The organism is Mesorhizobium sp. B1-1-6 (assembly GCF_006443035.1).
Lineage (GTDB): Bacteria > Pseudomonadota > Alphaproteobacteria > Rhizobiales > Rhizobiaceae > Mesorhizobium.
This window is the reverse complement of sequence record NZ_VFWR01000001.1, coordinates 110,978-126,158: the sequence shown is the minus strand read 5'-3', so window position 1 is coordinate 126,158 and position 15,181 is coordinate 110,978. Positions and strand designations below refer to the sequence as shown.

Genomic DNA, 15,181 nt, shown 5'->3' with positions numbered 1-15,181 from the left:
GTACGCCTGAACGGATAAGAACTGATGCTTTATTTCTCGCGCTTCAAGATGATCCTGATCTGGCTGGCCGTGGCCGCCACAGTGGTCCTCGCCGCGCCCAATCTCATTCCCGCAAGCACGCTGGCGCAGCTTCCGAGCTGGGTGCCCAAGCGGCAGATGACGCTCGGCCTCGACCTGCAGGGCGGCTCGCACATCCTGCTCCAGATGGATCAGAACGATCTGGTCAAGGCGCAGCTGGAGACGACGCGTGACGAGATCAGGACGCTGCTGCGCGAGGCCAAGATCGGCTATACCGGCCTGGCGGGCACGGGCAGGACCGTACAGGTCCGCATACAGGACCCGAACCAGCTCGATGCGGCCAAGACGGCACTGAAGCCGCTGACCGATCCGGTCGCCGCCAGCCTGTTCACCGGCGGCTCCGTCCAGGAGATGGCGCTGGATGATTCCGAGCCCGGCCTGCTCAAATTCACCGTCACCGACGCCGGCATAAAATATCGCACGTCGGCTGCGTTGGCACAGTCGATCGAAGTCGTCGAACGCCGCGTCAACGAACTCGGCACCACCGAACCGATCGTGCAGCGGCAGGGCGACGACCGCATTCTGGTGCAGGTGCCCGGTTTGCAGGACCCGCAAAGGCTGAAGGAAATCATCGGCCAGACCGCCAAGCTGACCTTCCAGATGGTGGACCAGTCTATGCCGGTGCAGGATGCGCTGAAGGGCCGTCCGCCGGCCGGTTCATCGATCCTCTATTCGCAGGACGATCCGCCGGTTCCCTACCTGATCGAAAACCGCGTCATCGTTTCCGGCGAAGACCTCTCCAAAGCGACCGCAACCTACAACTCGCAGACCAACGAGCCGGTGGTTTCCTTCACCTTCAACTCGCGCGGCGCGACACGGTTCGGGCAGGCGACATCGCAGAATGTCGGCAAGCTGTTCGCCATCATCCTTGACAACCAGGTGATTTCGGCGCCGCAGATCCGCGAGCCGATCCTGGGCGGCAGCGGCCAGATCTCAGGCAATTTCACGGCCGAGAGCGCCAATGACCTCGCGGTCCTGCTGCGCGCAGGCGCGCTGCCGGCAAAGCTGACCGTGATCGAGGAGCGCACGGTGGGTCCGGGCCTCGGCCAAGATTCGATCCATGCCGGCAAGGTCGCCGGCATCATCGGCTCTATCCTTGTCGTCGCCTTCATGTTCGTCGCCTACGGCTTCCTCGGCTTCCTCGCCAACATCGCGCTGGCGGTGCACGTGGCGATGATCGTCGGACTGCTGTCGCTGCTTGGCGCGACACTGACCTTGCCAGGCATTGCCGGTATCGTGCTGACCATCGGCATGGCCGTCGATTCCAACGTGCTGATTTATGAGCGCATCCGCGAGGAGCGGCGCGCCGGACGCTCGGTGATCCAGGCGATCGACACCGGCTTCTCGAAGGCGCTGGCGACGATCGTCGATTCCAACGTCACCTCGCTGATCGCGACCGTGGTGCTGTTCTATCTCGGAACGGGGCCGGTGAAGGGCTTTGCCATCACCTACGCCATCGGCATCCTGACCACGGTGTTCACCGCCTTCACCTTTACCCGGCTGCTGGTGTCCATCTGGCTGCGCCGCGCGCGCCCGAAGGAATTGCCGCGGGCGCCGGTGACCTTCATTCCGCCCGGCACGAAGATCCCGTTCATGGGCATCCGCCGCTGGACCTTCGCGCTGTCGAGCCTGCTGTCGGTCCTGTCGGTGGTGCTGTTCATGACCGTCGACATCAATTACGGCATCGATTTCAAGGGCGGATCGCTGATCGAGGTGAAGTCCAAGAGCGGCAATGCCGATCTTGCCGACATCAGAGCCAGGCTCTCGGAACTGAATATCGGCGAAGTGCAGGTGCAGCAGTTCGGCGAGCCGAACGACGTGCTGATCCGTGTCGGCACGCAGGACGGCGGCGAGAATGCCGAGCAGACCGTCATCGACAAGGTGCGCGGCGAGTTGCAGGACAATTACGATTTCCGCCGCGTCGAGGTGGTGGGACCGACCGTGTCAGGAGAACTGGCCAAGCAAGGCACGATCGCCATGCTGGTCGCGCTGGTGGGTATCCTGATCTATGTCTGGTTCCGCTTCGAATGGCAGTTCGCGGTCGGCGCCATCGTGGCGACGGTCCATGACGTGGTCATGACCATAGGCTTCTTCGTTATAACCGGGCTGGAGTTCAACCAATCGTCGCTGGCGGCGATCCTGACCATCATCGGCTACTCGCTGAACGACACGATCGTGGTCTATGACCGCGTTCGCGAGGATCTCAGGAAATACAAGAAGATGCCGCTGCCGCAGCTCCTCAACAACGCCATCAACGAGACGCTGTCGCGAACGACGCTGACCTCGGTGACGACGATCCTGGCGCTCCTGGCACTGGTGCTGTTCGGCGGCGAGGTGATCCGCTCGTTCACGATGGCAATGCTGTTCGGCGTCATCTTCGGCACCTATTCGTCGATCTTCATCGCCGCGCCGCTGCTGATCCTATTCAAGCTGCGGCCGCAGGCCACGAGTTCGGACGAGGAAAAGCCGGTCGGCGGCGGCAAGGCGGTCGCGACCTGACGCGCGACCCGAAGGGCGGATCGGCAGGGATGGCCAAAGGTATCGTCATCCGCGAGGCGCATTTCCCCGGCCGCGCCCCTATCGAGGCGTATGGCAATGGCGGCTTCCGCTTCGCCGACATGTCGCATCGCGGTTCGCTTCTGTGCCTGCCGTCGGGTATCCATGGCTGGGAGCCGGCGGACCCATCTGCGCTGACGGTGGCGGATTTCGAACGGCTGCTGGCCCAGGCCGAGAAGATCGAAATCCTGCTGGTCGGCACGGGCAAGGATTTACGACCCTTGCCGGCGGGGCTTCGCGCCGCCTTGAAGACCGCGGGCATAGCCGCCGACCCGATGGCGACCGGTGCAGCGGTGCGGACATATAATGTCCTGCTCGCAGAGGATCGCGCGGTAGCCGCCGCGCTGATCGCCGTCGACTGACGTGGACCAAAAGGGCGAAATCGTCATGGGCGCCGTGCGCGCCGCCGACCATGACCGCTATCTCAGCGCGCTCTACGCGCCGACGGACAAGCGCGAAGCGCTGTTTTCGCTCTACGCCTTCAATGCCGAAATCGCGGGCATTCGGGATCGCATCCGCGAGGCCTTGCCGGGCGAGGTGCGGTTGCAATGGTGGCGCGATGTCATCGCAGCCGAAGGGTCCGAGACGGGCCATCCGATCGCGGATGCGCTGAAGGCCACGATTTCCAGGTACGGCCTGCCGAAACAGGCATTCGAGAATATGCTCGAGGCCCGCATCTTCGACCTCTATGACGACCCGATGCCGTCGCGAACCGATCTCGAAGGCTATTGCGGCGAAACGGCAGCCGCGCTTATTCAACTGGCGGCAATGGTGCTGGATCCAGGAGTGGCGCCACGTTTCGCCGAACTGGCCGGTAGGGCCGGTTGCGCGCAGGCGATTACGGGACTGTTGCTCCTGCTGCCGCTGCACCGCAGTCGCGGACAGTGTTTTGTTCCGGCCGATATCCTGGCCGCGGCGGGTTCGTCTCCGGAGGAATTCGTCACCGACGATGGTGGACCAGGTGCGCAGCGCGCCGTCGCCGCCATGATCGCGCTGGCGCGGGAGCATCTCTCGGTCTTCGAGAAAGGCGCATCGGATTTGCCGGCTTCACTGCGCCCGGCCTTTCTGCCGCTGGTCCTGTCGCGAGCCTACCTGACGAAAATGGAACGCGGTTCGCCGCTCGACGGCACGGTGCGACTCTCGACCATGCGCCGCCACTGGCTCATGCTGCGTCGCGCGATGGCGGGCTGGCCAGCAGTTTGACGTAAACGTCAATTGTGCTAAGGGATCGTTCAACCGGGAACTGTTGCCAAGACAACAGGCCGGCTGGAGGAGATGCCTGTCCATGAGCCTGCCCGTGCTGGTCGTGATCGTCGTATTCGGCATCGCGTTGTCGGTCGCCGCCGTTCATTTCACCGGCGGCAGCCGCAAGGCCAGGCTGGCCGATGCAGAGCAGGCGCGAGAGCGTTTTGCCGAGGATTTTCCGGATGAACCGGCGGCCGCCATCCACCTCACATCCGATGGCCGAACCGCGTTCCTGGAACTCGGGCGAGGGCGCCTTGGCATCGTCCATGCCATCGGAGATCGTTTCCTGACGCGTATCATCACGCCGCGCGATGTATTGGCGCGGAGTGACGATGGTGCCGGGACGATTGCGCTGCGCCTTGCCGATTTCACCTGGAAAGGCGGTCACTTCACCTTCGCTAACGCTGCCGACGCGCACGCTGTGCTAAGAGTTCTTCAGCCGCAGCATCCTAGTTCGACCAAGGAGGCCGCGTGATGGGCGATTACAATTTCCCGCAGGTTACCCAGCTCGCCATCCCGTTCTTCGTTGCCGCCATCCTGATCGAGCTGTGGCTGGTGCGCACCGGCCGGGCCAAGGGCTCGTTCGAGACGCACGACACGCTGACCAGCCTGATGATGGGCACCGGCAATGTCGTCGCCGGGCTGCTACTGGGCGTCGTCTCCTACTGGGCGCTGCTGTGGCTCTGGCAGTTCCGTTTCTTCAACCTCGGCCTGTCGATCTGGGTGTTCCTGGCGGCCTTCCTGCTCGATGATTTGCGCTACTACATCTACCACCGCATCGCGCATCGGGTGCGCTGGGTGTGGGCCGAGCACGTCAACCACCATTCCAGCCAGCACTACAATCTGTCGACGGCACTCAGGCAGAGCTGGACGGGCCTGTTCACCTTCATGTTCGTGCTGCAGGCGCCGCTGGTGCTGCTCGGCTTCCATCCGGCGGTGATTGCCTTCACCTTCGGCTTCAACCTTATCTGGCAGTTCTGGATCCACACCGAGACGATCGGCAAGATGTGGGGCTGGTTCGAATTCGTCTTCAACACGCCCTCGCACCACCGCGTCCACCACGCCACCAATCCGCGCTACCTTGACGCCAACTACGCCGGCACGTTGATCATCTGGGACCGCATGTTCGGCACCTTCGTCGAGGAGTTGGAAGAGGACCGCCCGCGCTACGGCATCGTGAAAAATCTTGGCACCTTCAATCCGCTGAAAGTGGCTTTCCACGAATGGATCGGCATGTTCAGGGATGCCTTCTCACCTGATCTGACCCTGAGCGACCGCCTGAACTACCTGATCAAGCCGCCCGGCTGGAGCCATGACGGCTCGCGCGAAACCTCCGAGAGCCTGAAAGCAGCCTATGTCAGGCGAAATCCGGGTGAGGCCGGCAAGCCGGGGCTGCGGCCGGCGCGTGCCGAGCCGGCCGAGTAGCTATTTCGTAGCCCTTTCTAGGAAAGGCCACTCGATCCGCCATCTCGCATCAATGTCTCGTAGTCGCGGCCACTGTAGAAGATGTTGACGATGCGAATGATGTCGCTCTCGATTATATAGGCTATGACGGCGGAGTGCTCGAACGGAACGGTTCGCAGTCCCGGCACGATGTCGTCGCGCAGGCGACCGCCACGAGCTGCGTTGCCGATGTCTTGACAACGGTCTTCAATTCGAAGCACGAATCTCAGCGCCGCGTTGGGGCTTCCGCCCGACTCAACTATGTATCTGAAAATGTTGGTAAGATCGTCTCTGGCACTTTCGCGATACTCGACCTCAAGCCGCCGAATCATCAATGCGGCTCGAATATTGCTCAGCGAATTTCTTAAGCTGGTCGCGAACCTCTTTTCCGGAAAGGTTCGGCCTTGTGTCCTCAATCGAAGATTTTACCCGCGCCCGGATCGACGCCATGCGTTCGGCATGCTCGTCCTCTTCGCGCTGGAAAGCGCGAAGTGCTGCGCGAATGACTTCGCTCGCCGAGCCGAAGGAACCGTCCTCGACTTTTTCGCGGATCATGCGCGCCATGGCGGGCGTGACGGTGACGGACAGTTTCTCGGCTGGTTCCAAGCGATGACTCCAATGATCGAGCGAGTAGGATACTATCCTACTTTCCGCGGCAAGCCAATCTGAAAGGCTATTCCGCCGCTTGAGCTTGCGCCGGCAGCCCCAGCCATTGCCGGCAATCACCCAGCGCACGCGACGTGATCGCGTGCCTTTTGGCGACCGTCTTGTCCTTGCCGCGCAGGCGCTTGCCTTCGATCTTCACCGCCTCGACAGGCGGGAACAGGCCGAAATTGACGTTCATCGGCTGGAAAGAGCGCTTTCCCGGCTCGTCGTCTGAAACAATGTGTCCGCCGGTGATGTGGTTGAGCAGCGCTCCGAACGCCGTGGTGAGTGGCGGCAGCGACGGCGCGTGGCCGAGCCGCTCGGCAGCGGCGAAGCGGCCGGCGAGCAGGCCGATGGCGGCGCTTTCAACATAGCCTTCGCAACCGGTGATCTGGCCGGCGAAACGCAGGCCCGGGCGCGACTTCAGCTGCAGCGAGGCGTCGAGCAAGGTCGGCGAGTTGATGTAGGTGTTGCGATGCAGGCCGCCGAGGCGGGCGAATTCGGCGTTCTCCAGACCAGGAATCGTGCGGAAAATGCGCACCTGCTCGGCGTGCTTCAATTTGGTCTGAAAGCCGACCATGTTGTAGAGTGTGCCCAGCGCATTGTCCTGCCGCAGTTGCACGACGGCGTAGGCCTTGACGGTTGGATTGTGCGCATTGGTCAGGCCCATCGGCTTCATCGGCCCGTAGCGCAGCGTCTCGACGCCACGCTCGGCCATGATCTCGATCGGCAGGCAGCCGTCGAAATAGGGCGTGCCTTCCCATTGCTTGAATTCTGTTTTCTGGCCCTCCACCAGTGCCTGCACGAAGGCAAGATACTGGTCCTTGTCCAAGGGACAGTTGATGTAGTCCTTGCCGGTGCCGCCGGGCCCGACCTTGTCGTAGCGGGACTGGAACCAGCAGGTGTCCATGTCGATCGTGTCGAAATGGATGATCGGCGCGATCGCATCGAAGAAGGCGAGCGCATCGGCGCCCGTCGCTTCGGCAATCGACTGTGCGAGCGAGGGCGCGGTCAGCGGGCCGGTGGCGATGATGGCCTGATCCCATTCGACCGGCGGCAAGCCGGGTACCTCCTCGCGCTGGATGGAGATCAGCGGATGTGCCTCGATCCTGGCCGTCACCGCGTCGGAAAATCCGTCGCGGTCCACGGCCAGCGCCCCGCCGGCCGGCACCTGGTTGGCGTCACCGGCGCTCATGATCAGCGAGCCGGCCAGCCGCATTTCGGCATGCAAAAGACCGACGGCGTTGTTCTCGGCGTCGTCGGAGCGGAAAGAATTGGAGCAAACGAGTTCGGCCAAGCCGTCGGTCTTGTGCGCCTCTGTGCCGCGAACGGGCCGCATTTCGTGCAGCACAACGGGAACGCCGGCTTGGGCTGCCTGCCATGCTGCTTCGGATCCGGCGAGGCCACCGCCGATGATGTGAATAGGTTTTTTGCTCATGAGCGCCGGAATAATCGCTTGGCGGGACGATTGCAATTGCCGCACCTGGAACATGCCGCGGCGGCGAAGGCGAAGGCTGCCCTGAAAACAACAACACCCGCCGGGGGAGGAGGTCCGGCGGGTGTCGTTTTGGGGGTCGACCCTCGGGAGGAGGTGAAGGCCGACCGTATTCGTCATCGCCGGGGAGGAGGTCGGCTTTGACGAAATTCCTTCGCCGTTTGAAAAGGGGCGAAGCCTCTGGAGCAAAATTCGTTTTGCTCCGGGGAAACAACGCCCGCCGCGGGAGGAGGTGCGGCGGGCGCCGTTTGGGTGGCCAACCTTCGGGAGGAGGTGAAGGTCGGGCCTATCCGTCATCGCCGGGGAGGAGGTCGGCTTTGACGAAATTCTTTTCGCCATTTTGAAGAGGGGCGAAGCCTCTGGAGCAAAACTCGTTTTGCTCCGAGAAACAACGCCCGCCGCGGGAGGAGGTGCGGCGGGCGCCGTTTTGGTGGTCAACCCTTGGGAGGAGGTAAGGGGTGACCGTATTCGTCAGGGTCGGGGAGGAGGTCGACCCTGGCGAAATTCCGTTGTTAGATCGCCTGGCGGGCGATGATCTTGATTTCGTCGCGGACGATGCCGAGATCGTGCAGCTGGCGGTTGGAAAGGCGACCCAGCTCGGTAACCGTCTCGCGATAAACGCGCCAGTTACGATAGTTGCGGATCAGGTTCATTGTCATGCTCTTCTCGAAACTGGTTCGGACCATTCGCGGTCCGAAGGATTAGACCGCCTTGCGAGCGACGTAAGGAATGTCGCTGCGGCTGATGCCGAGGTCGGTCAGTTCACGGTTGCTCAGGCGGCTCAGCTCGGAAACTGTGTCCCGGTAGCGGCGCCAGTTGCGGTAGTTGCGGATCAGGTTCATGGTATTTCTCGTTTCGTCTTTTCTTGCGGATCATTCCGTTTGTGTACAAACCATAAATAGGCGGGCCCATATCGATTTAAAAGCGCTATGGCTGCATGGCAGCAATGCAAATTGTGCAATGCAACATTAACAAGCCTTCGCGGACCTGACACAAAGAAGCCAGAATCAGAAAGTGCCGTGACGTCAACGGTTTGGCAGCTCCAGCTGAAAAACCGACCAAGCAGCAGGGGGAAGCATGGCGGGCTACGCGACACGGGTCAGGTCGGACATTGCGCGATGGCTTGAGGCCGGACTGATCGACGCCCCGACGGCCGATGCATTGCGGCGCGACGTCGAGATCAACGCGCGCCAGTCGTTGAGCTTCGGTTCGATCCTGGCGATGATGGCGGCGCTGCTGTTCGGCGCGGCCATCCTGATCTTCGTCGCCGCCAACTGGGAAGCCATCCCGCGGCTGGCGCGCGTTGCCGCGCTCTTTGCCGTGATCCTTGGCGGCTATGTCGGCGGTGCAGTGCTGAAAACCCGCGACCACGCGGCGATCGGCGAGGCGTTGTGGATCGTGGCGGCGGCGGCTTTCGGCGGTTCGATCGCGCTGATCGGCCAGATGTACCATCTGTCGGGCGACGAGGCCTCGGCCTTGATCGCCTGGGGCGCCGGCACCGCATTGGCGGCGGTGGCGCTGCGGTCCAACCCGCTGACCGTCGCCGCGGTCGGCATCGCCGACGCCTGGCTGCTCCTGAAAGGGTTCGACTATTTCAATCGCAGCGAATTTCCGCATCTCTTCCTCGTCATGGCGGCTGTGCTGTTTGCCGTCTCGTTCTGGACCCGCAGCCAGGCGGCGCGGCACCTGATCATCCTGTCGCTGCTCTTCTATCTTGTGCTGGTCGCCGTGGATCACGAGACGCTGCCGGTGGCGATCCCGCTGGTCATCGTATCGGTATTGTTGTTCGTGGCTTCCGTCTTCGCGCCGGAACCGGTCGACCGGATCGTGCAGCTTGGCGGCCGCTTGCCGCTGCATGCTCTGCTTGGCTTCCTCACTGGACTGGCCATCATCCAGTTCGAACTGGCCGGCGAAAGCAGCTACGACAGAGGCTTCGCCATTGCGGTCGTCGCGCTGGCCGGCATTGTTGCCGCCATTGTGCTCGCGGGGCGCGAGAGCCGTGGCCTGCGCTGGCTTGCCTATCTCGGCTTCGCCTTCGAACTCGCCATGATCTATGTCGTGACCTTGCAGTCGATGCTCGACACCGCCGGCTTCTTCCTTGCCGCGGCGGTGCTGCTTGGCATCCTGGCGATCGTCATCATCCGCGTGGAGAAACGCATGAAGGATCCGGCCACCGGAGGAGCCACGGCATGATGTCCGGGAAGAGGCTTGTCATCTCGGCGCTGGTGCTGGCGCTCGTCCAGATCGGCTTCCTGGGTTGGATCATCGCCGGCCGGGCGGCGATCCTGCGCAGCGGCAAGGAAGTGCTGCTGAAGATCGAGCCTGTCGATCCGCGCGACCTGCTGCGCGGCGACTATATCATCCTCGGCTACGACATCTCGCGCATACCGGTGAAGATGATCGCCAACATCCCGGCCGGAAAACTTTCCAGCGACGACACCTCGATCGTCGTCCGTCTGAAGAAGAACGCCGACGGCTACTGGACGCCGAGCGCCGCGTGGTTCGGCGCGGCGCCGACACCGACCGGTGCCGAGGAGGCCGATATTCGCGGTCATGTCGCCGGAGGCTGGGATCTTCGCGGCGAGGGACTGACGATCGCGCCGGATTACGGCATCGAACGGTTCTACCTGCCGGAAGGCGAGGGGATGGCAATCCAGAACGACATGCGGGTACGCCCGTTCGGGATCCGTCTTGCACTGGCCAGCGACGGCACCGCCCAGATCAAGGCGCTGGTGGACGGCGACAAGACGCTGTTTCAGGAGCCTCTATATTAAGGTGTGCAGGGGTGGGCTGCCATCCATAGCTTGAACGGGGAGGGCGGTGCGGCCTCGAAGGCTCAAGCCTTGGAAGCTTACGTCTAATCGACCTCAGGGGCGTCCTTTAGGCGCTAGCGTCTCGCCACTGGATTGTGTTGCGTGGTAGGTATATTCTCGACGCTGGCGGTGGCATTCAGAAAGATGGAAAGCCCATGGCGACCGGGTACTTGGATCACCAGTTGGAGTGTCCTTTTTGCGGCACGATAAGGCTGCGGATTCCTGCCGATGCCGAACCTTCGACGGGCATCCGGTGCGACGACTGCGGTCAGTATCTTGGCACATGGGACGAATTGCAGGATGATTTCCAGCGCCAAGGCGGTAACGATGGCATCTTCCGCCTCGACAAGGGACGTATCAAGAAGCTCGCCTAGGCAGTGTCCTGATTTCCTGCCAACGCCTGTGCGCTAGTGGACTATCCGATGCCATGCCGGCAGTGGTGCGCGTGAAGGGACTCGAACCCCCAAGCCTTGCGGCGGCAGGACCTAAACCTGCTGTGTCTACCAGTTCCACCACACGCGCCTCGGGCGGGCTGTAGCAGAGCCTCGGCGGCCTTGTCGAGGTCTTGGGAGTGAGGTGGAATACCGCATCGTCCTTTGAATATCGCGGCAGCCGCCAGCCGCGACCTGAGGGTCTGGCAATTCCGTCACGCCCGCACGGTCTGGCGATCCCATTAGCCATCATTCTGTCAATGTCAGGGCCGAAATGATGGTTATTCGCCTAAACGCGAAGATGGTTGAAAATTGGCCTCGCCTGTGACAAAAGGCGTGTCGAATGTGACGGGACGCGACGATCCGCTTCTGCAAAATGTGATAAGAAGTAGGAAAAACAAAGACTTATTCACATTTTGGAACGCAGTTTGGAAGAGTTTGAGCCGTATTTCAGGTCAAATCGCCAGGTTCCGTACCAAAAGCCATTCCCGGCAAGATTATACCGGCAGGCTGTGAACGGCAGAGAGCCGTTTGGCAGCCTCATTGGTGAAAACAAAGGTTTTACGATGCAGGTCACCGAAACACTCAATTCCGGTCTCAAGCGCGAGATCAAGATCACCGTGCCGGCTGGTGACATGGAAGCCAAGCTGATGGCGCGGCTGACGGACGCCAGGAACAAGGTTCGCATCAACGGCTTCCGTCCCGGCAAGGTGCCGGTGCAGCACCTGCGCAAGGTCTATGGCAAGTCGTTCATGGCCGAAGTGGTCAACGAGATCCTCAACGATTCGACCCGGTCGATCATTTCGGGCCGCGGCGAAAAAGCCGCCATGCAGCCCGAAGTCATCATGACCGAGGACGAGAAGGAAGCCGAGAAGATCCTGGCCGGCGGCGCCGACTTCGAATTCCGCCTTAACTACGAGATCATCCCGCCCATCGAGATCAAGGATTTTTCCGACATCAAGGTGACGCGCCAGGTGTTCGACGTCCCTGACGCGGAGATTGACGAGCAGGTCAAGCGCGTCGCCGAATCGGCGCGCAGCTACGAGCCGAAGACCGGCAAGGCGGCCGAAGGCGACCGCGTCACGATCGACTATGTCGGCAAGATCGACGGCGAGGCCTTTGCCGGCGGCGCCGGCACGGATCAGCCGCTGGTGCTTGGCTCCAAGGAATTCATTCCGGGCTTCGAGGATCAGCTCATCGGCGCCAAGGCCGGCGATGAAAAGCAGGTCACCGTGACCTTCCCGGAAAACTACCAGGCGGCGCATCTGGCCGGCAAGGAAGCGACTTTCGACGTCACGGTCAAAGAAGTGTCCAAGCCGGGCGAACTCGAAATCAACGATGAGACCGCCAAGAACCTCGGCCTGGAATCGCTGGAGCGCCTGCGCGATGTGGTGCGTGGCCAGATCGAGAGCCAGTTCGGCTCGATGACGCGCCAGAAGGTCAAGCGCCAGCTGCTCGACCAGCTTGACGCGGCTTACTCGTTCGAGGCGCCTTCGAGGCTTGTCGAGGCCGAGTTCAATAACATCTGGGCGCAGGTCAACCGCGATCTGGAAGCGGCCGGCCGCACCTTCGCCGATGAAGAGACGACCGAGGAAGAAGCGCGCGCCGAATATATGCGGCTCGCCGAGCGCCGCGTGCGCCTTGGTCTTGTGCTGGCCGAGATCGGCGAGAAGGCCGGGGTCACCGTGTCGGACGAGGAATTGCAGCGCGGTCTGTTCGAGCAGGTTCGTCGCTTCCCGGCCAACCAGCAGCAGGAAGCCTTCGAGTTCTACCGCAACAATCCCGAGGCGCTGAATGCGCTGCGCGCGCCGATGTTCGAGGAGAAGGTGGTCGATCACCTGCTCGGGCAGATCTCGGTCACCGACGTCAAGGTCAGCAAGGAAGAGCTGATGGCCGACGACGAGGAAGCCGAGACCGCGACCAAGGCGAAGCCGGCGAAGAAGGCCGCGTCGAAGAAGACTGAAGACAAGAAGAGCGATGACGCGGAAGAGCCGAAGAAGAAGGCAGCGCCGAAGAAAAAGGCCGCCAAGGACGCCGAGTAAATCCCGAGTTGATGGAACTGACGAAGGCCGCCCCTCGAGGCGGCCTTTTTCGTTGCGAAACTGCAACAGCCAATCCGTTTCGCGGACGGTGACCATTGTCGATACCAAGCATTGATCACTATCTGCGCTCCTGCTGCAAACCACAGGGTTGTTGGAGGGGCGGTTGAGCCTATTCTTCGAAACGCGACGCGTCGTCGCCTTGGCGATCGTCCTGGCCTTCGCCTGCGATTTCGCCCAGGCCGATGCCGGCACCTGGCGCATCGGCACGGACGATGACGGCCTTGTCACGGCTTCGGTCCATGCCACCAACAAGCTGATCACCGGCGGTGGCGCCCTGAGCTATAGCCCGATCCTGACCATCGCCTGCCGCCCGGACAGCCAACCGCGCTGGACCGAATGGTTGCAATTGAACGACACCGTCTCGGCCAATCGCAAGATCACCATGTCGGTCACCGTCGACGGCGACAACAAGTTCGACGAGAGCTGGTTGGTCGGCCCGCGCGGCCGCATGCTGGTGCGCGATGGCGCCGACGGCATAAAGCGCCTTACCGCCGCGAACCGGCTCCAGCTTTCGTGGCGCTTCGGGCTGCTGTCGGGGCGGGGCCACGCCGATTTCGATCTGACCGGATTTGATGAAGCGGTCAGCCAGCTCGCCGGCAGCTGCAACACTGCTATGCCTTGATCCGCTGCGGACAACCTAAACCTTTGTAGGTCGACCTCTTCTACCTGCCGGCCAGATTCCGTGGTATATAGAGGCCGCAATTTCATATGGGAGAAGTGGACAATCTGTTCTGCCGTACAAGGCGCTTCGCTGGCGATGCTGGCTTATACCAGATCGTCTCAGGCGCATTTGACGATCAGGGAGGAAAAAGTCATGCGCTTAGCCGCATTTTTCGCCGTCGTGTTTGTTGCAACCTTCGTCGCCAATCCATCGCAGGCTCAGGATACTGCGGCTGGCGAGAAGGTCTTCACCAAATGCAAGGCCTGCCACATTGCGGACGAGGACAAGAACAAGATCGGTCCATCGCTGCACGGCGTCATCGGCCGCACTGCCGGTACGCATCCCGGTTTCAAATATTCCGACGCCATGATTGCGGCCGGCAAATCCGGCGTCAAATGGGACGAACCAACACTGATGACCTATCTTCACGATCCCAAGGCTATGGTCAAAGGCACCAAGATGGCGTTTCCCGGCCTCAAGAACGATGCAGACGTGACCAACGTCATCGCCTATTTGAAAACGTTCTCCAAGTGACTTTCTCCTCCGCCATGCGTCTATCCTCTCGTTCGCCGTGATCTCGTCCGAACCCGAAGGGGCCGCGTAAGCAAAAACCGGGTTTCAATTTCGCTCACGCGTGCCTTCGGTTCGGGATCATGGCCTAGGTTTCTTGCTTCCATCGGTCTGAGATGTCGACTAGGGAAAGCCGCCTCAAGGATATCGTCATCCGCCTTCCGGAAGCGACGGCGGGTGATTTCTTCGCGCTTTTAAAACCGCGGGTCATGGCGCTTGCCGTATTCACTGCTTTCGTGGGCCTAATGACGGCGCCTGGCCCGACGAATCCGGTCATCGCGGTGATCGCCATCAGTGCGATTGCGATGGGAGCAGGCGCGGCCGGGGCGCTCAACATGTGGTACGACGCGGACATAGATGCGTTGATGTCTCGCACGTCCAAGCGGCCAATCCCGTCGGGCCGCGTCGCGCCAGGCGAAGCCCTCGGCTTCGGTCTGGTGCTTTCCGCACTTTCGGTGACGGTGCTCGGCGTGCTGGTGGGGTGGCTTGCCGCATCGCTGCTGGCATTCACCATCTTCTTCTACGTCGTCATCTATACGATCTGGCTGAAACGCTCGACACCGCAGAACATCGTCATAGGTGGCGCGGCAGGCGCTCTTCCTCCGGTGATCGGGTGGGCTGCTGCCACCGGCGCCATCGGCATTGAAAGCATCATTCTGTTCCTGATCATTTTCCTCTGGACACCACCGCATTTCTGGGCGCTAGCCCTGTTCAAGGTCGGAGAGTACGCCGCGGCGGGCGTCCCCATGATGCCGAACGTGGCTGGCCAACCCTCGACCAGAAAGCAAATCTTGGCCTATTCGCTGGTTCTGGCGCCAATCGGCGTGCTTCCCTGGGCCTTTGGATTCGCGAGCGGATATTACGGGACTGTCTCGACCGTCTTGGGTGCGGGATTCGTCTGGCGCGCCTGCAAGGTGCTCACCATCCCCGACAAGGAGATGAAGCAAGCAAAGGCGTTGTTTTCTTATTCGATTTTCTACCTGTTCGCGATCTTTGCAACGTTACTTGCCGACACTACTGTAATGCGTACGATCGCATCAGCTGGCCGTTGACGCCGGCGCAAAACATTACGTCGGCAGTGCGCAAAAACCCAGCAGCAGCAGAACAACGACGCCAAGGCCGAGTATGAGAACTGTCCTTCC

General features: G+C 61.6%; 17 protein-coding genes and 1 tRNA gene. 12 read left to right on the top strand and 6 right to left on the bottom strand.

The window, feature by feature from the left end:
• Window positions 1-24: 24 nt before the first annotated feature.
• The 5 genes from secDF (at window position 25) to FJ979_RS00590 (ending at window position 5,304) form a co-directional block, all read left to right on the top strand.
• Window positions 25-2,577 carry a protein translocase subunit SecDF gene (gene secDF / locus FJ979_RS00610; RefSeq protein WP_140495775.1) on the top strand — a complete coding sequence of 851 codons (2,553 nt, stop codon included), beginning with the start codon at window positions 25-27 and terminating at the stop codon, window positions 2,575-2,577.
• A 29-nt stretch (window positions 2,578-2,606) separates the two neighbouring features.
• Window positions 2,607-2,996, top strand: coding sequence for an Mth938-like domain-containing protein (locus FJ979_RS00605; protein ID WP_140495776.1), 390 nt, complete (start codon window positions 2,607-2,609; stop codon window positions 2,994-2,996).
• A 25-nt stretch (window positions 2,997-3,021) separates the two neighbouring features.
• Complete coding sequence (locus tag FJ979_RS00600; RefSeq protein ID WP_140564094.1) at window positions 3,022-3,837, top strand: phytoene/squalene synthase family protein; 816 nt, start codon at window positions 3,022-3,024, stop codon at window positions 3,835-3,837.
• A gap of 94 nt (window positions 3,838-3,931) precedes the next feature.
• Entirely contained in the window at window positions 3,932-4,354 is a 423-nt protein-coding gene (locus tag FJ979_RS00595; protein ID WP_348640411.1) for a type II secretion system protein, read from the top strand.
• Window positions 4,354-5,304, top strand: coding sequence for a sterol desaturase family protein (locus FJ979_RS00590; protein WP_181181767.1), 951 nt, complete (start codon window positions 4,354-4,356; stop codon window positions 5,302-5,304). Before FJ979_RS00595 ends, FJ979_RS00590 begins: the two co-directional genes overlap by 1 nt.
• Before the next feature lie 17 nt (window positions 5,305-5,321).
• Here the strand turns inward: FJ979_RS00590 and FJ979_RS00585 are convergent, their stop codons facing one another.
• The 5 genes from FJ979_RS00585 to FJ979_RS00565 form a co-directional block, all read right to left on the bottom strand.
• Window positions 5,322-5,654, bottom strand: a complete 333-nt coding sequence (locus FJ979_RS00585) for a type II toxin-antitoxin system RelE/ParE family toxin (RefSeq protein ID WP_181181766.1) — start codon at window positions 5,652-5,654, stop codon at window positions 5,322-5,324.
• Complete coding sequence (locus FJ979_RS00580) at window positions 5,638-5,928, bottom strand: type II toxin-antitoxin system ParD family antitoxin (protein WP_140517110.1); 291 nt, start codon at window positions 5,926-5,928, stop codon at window positions 5,638-5,640. Before FJ979_RS00580 ends, FJ979_RS00585 begins: the two co-directional genes overlap by 17 nt.
• A 67-nt stretch (window positions 5,929-5,995) precedes the next feature.
• Entirely contained in the window at window positions 5,996-7,405 is a 1,410-nt protein-coding gene (gene trmFO / locus FJ979_RS00575) for a methylenetetrahydrofolate--tRNA-(uracil(54)-C(5))-methyltransferase (FADH(2)-oxidizing) TrmFO (protein WP_140579757.1), read from the bottom strand.
• Between the two features lie 569 nt (window positions 7,406-7,974).
• On the bottom strand, window positions 7,975-8,115 hold the full coding sequence (locus tag FJ979_RS00570; protein ID WP_013531314.1) for a DUF1127 domain-containing protein: 141 nt from the start codon (window positions 8,113-8,115) through the stop codon (window positions 7,975-7,977).
• A gap of 48 nt (window positions 8,116-8,163) precedes the next feature.
• Window positions 8,164-8,304 (bottom strand): DUF1127 domain-containing protein, encoded by a 141-nt coding sequence (locus FJ979_RS00565; RefSeq protein ID WP_013531315.1) that lies wholly within the window; start codon window positions 8,302-8,304, stop codon window positions 8,164-8,166.
• A 235-nt stretch (window positions 8,305-8,539) separates the two neighbouring features.
• Here FJ979_RS00565 and FJ979_RS00560 point away from each other — a divergent pair, with 235 nt between their 5' ends.
• From FJ979_RS00560 to FJ979_RS00550, 3 genes are all read left to right on the top strand, one after another.
• On the top strand, window positions 8,540-9,655 hold the full coding sequence (locus FJ979_RS00560; protein ID WP_140579755.1) for a DUF2157 domain-containing protein: 1,116 nt from the start codon (window positions 8,540-8,542) through the stop codon (window positions 9,653-9,655).
• Window positions 9,652-10,236 (top strand): GDYXXLXY domain-containing protein, encoded by a 585-nt coding sequence (locus tag FJ979_RS00555; protein ID WP_140579753.1) that lies wholly within the window; start codon window positions 9,652-9,654, stop codon window positions 10,234-10,236. The genes FJ979_RS00560 and FJ979_RS00555 overlap by 4 nt, the downstream gene beginning before the upstream one ends.
• Before the next feature lie 194 nt (window positions 10,237-10,430).
• Window positions 10,431-10,649 carry a hypothetical protein gene (locus FJ979_RS00550; protein WP_140495784.1) on the top strand — a complete coding sequence of 73 codons (219 nt, stop codon included), beginning with the start codon at window positions 10,431-10,433 and terminating at the stop codon, window positions 10,647-10,649.
• A gap of 63 nt (window positions 10,650-10,712) precedes the next feature.
• Here the strand turns inward: FJ979_RS00550 and FJ979_RS00545 are convergent.
• Window positions 10,713-10,797: transfer RNA gene (locus FJ979_RS00545), tRNA-Leu, on the bottom strand.
• A gap of 475 nt (window positions 10,798-11,272) precedes the next feature.
• On the opposite strand from FJ979_RS00545, the gene tig reads away from it, so the two are divergent.
• From tig to FJ979_RS00525, 4 genes are all read left to right on the top strand, one after another.
• Complete coding sequence (gene tig, locus FJ979_RS00540; RefSeq protein WP_140495785.1) at window positions 11,273-12,748, top strand: trigger factor; 1,476 nt, start codon at window positions 11,273-11,275, stop codon at window positions 12,746-12,748.
• Between the two features lie 163 nt (window positions 12,749-12,911).
• The gene (locus FJ979_RS00535; RefSeq protein ID WP_140495786.1) at window positions 12,912-13,430 is read left to right on the top strand and encodes a hypothetical protein; all 519 of its coding nucleotides are present in this window, start codon (window positions 12,912-12,914) and stop codon (window positions 13,428-13,430) included.
• A 192-nt stretch (window positions 13,431-13,622) separates the two neighbouring features.
• On the top strand, window positions 13,623-14,003 hold the full coding sequence (locus tag FJ979_RS00530; RefSeq protein ID WP_140495787.1) for a cytochrome c family protein: 381 nt from the start codon (window positions 13,623-13,625) through the stop codon (window positions 14,001-14,003).
• A 152-nt stretch (window positions 14,004-14,155) separates the two neighbouring features.
• A complete protein-coding gene (locus FJ979_RS00525) occupies window positions 14,156-15,091 on the top strand; it encodes a heme o synthase (RefSeq protein ID WP_140521023.1) in 936 nt (311 codons plus the stop codon).
• The last annotated feature ends 90 nt before the right edge of the window (window positions 15,092-15,181 follow it).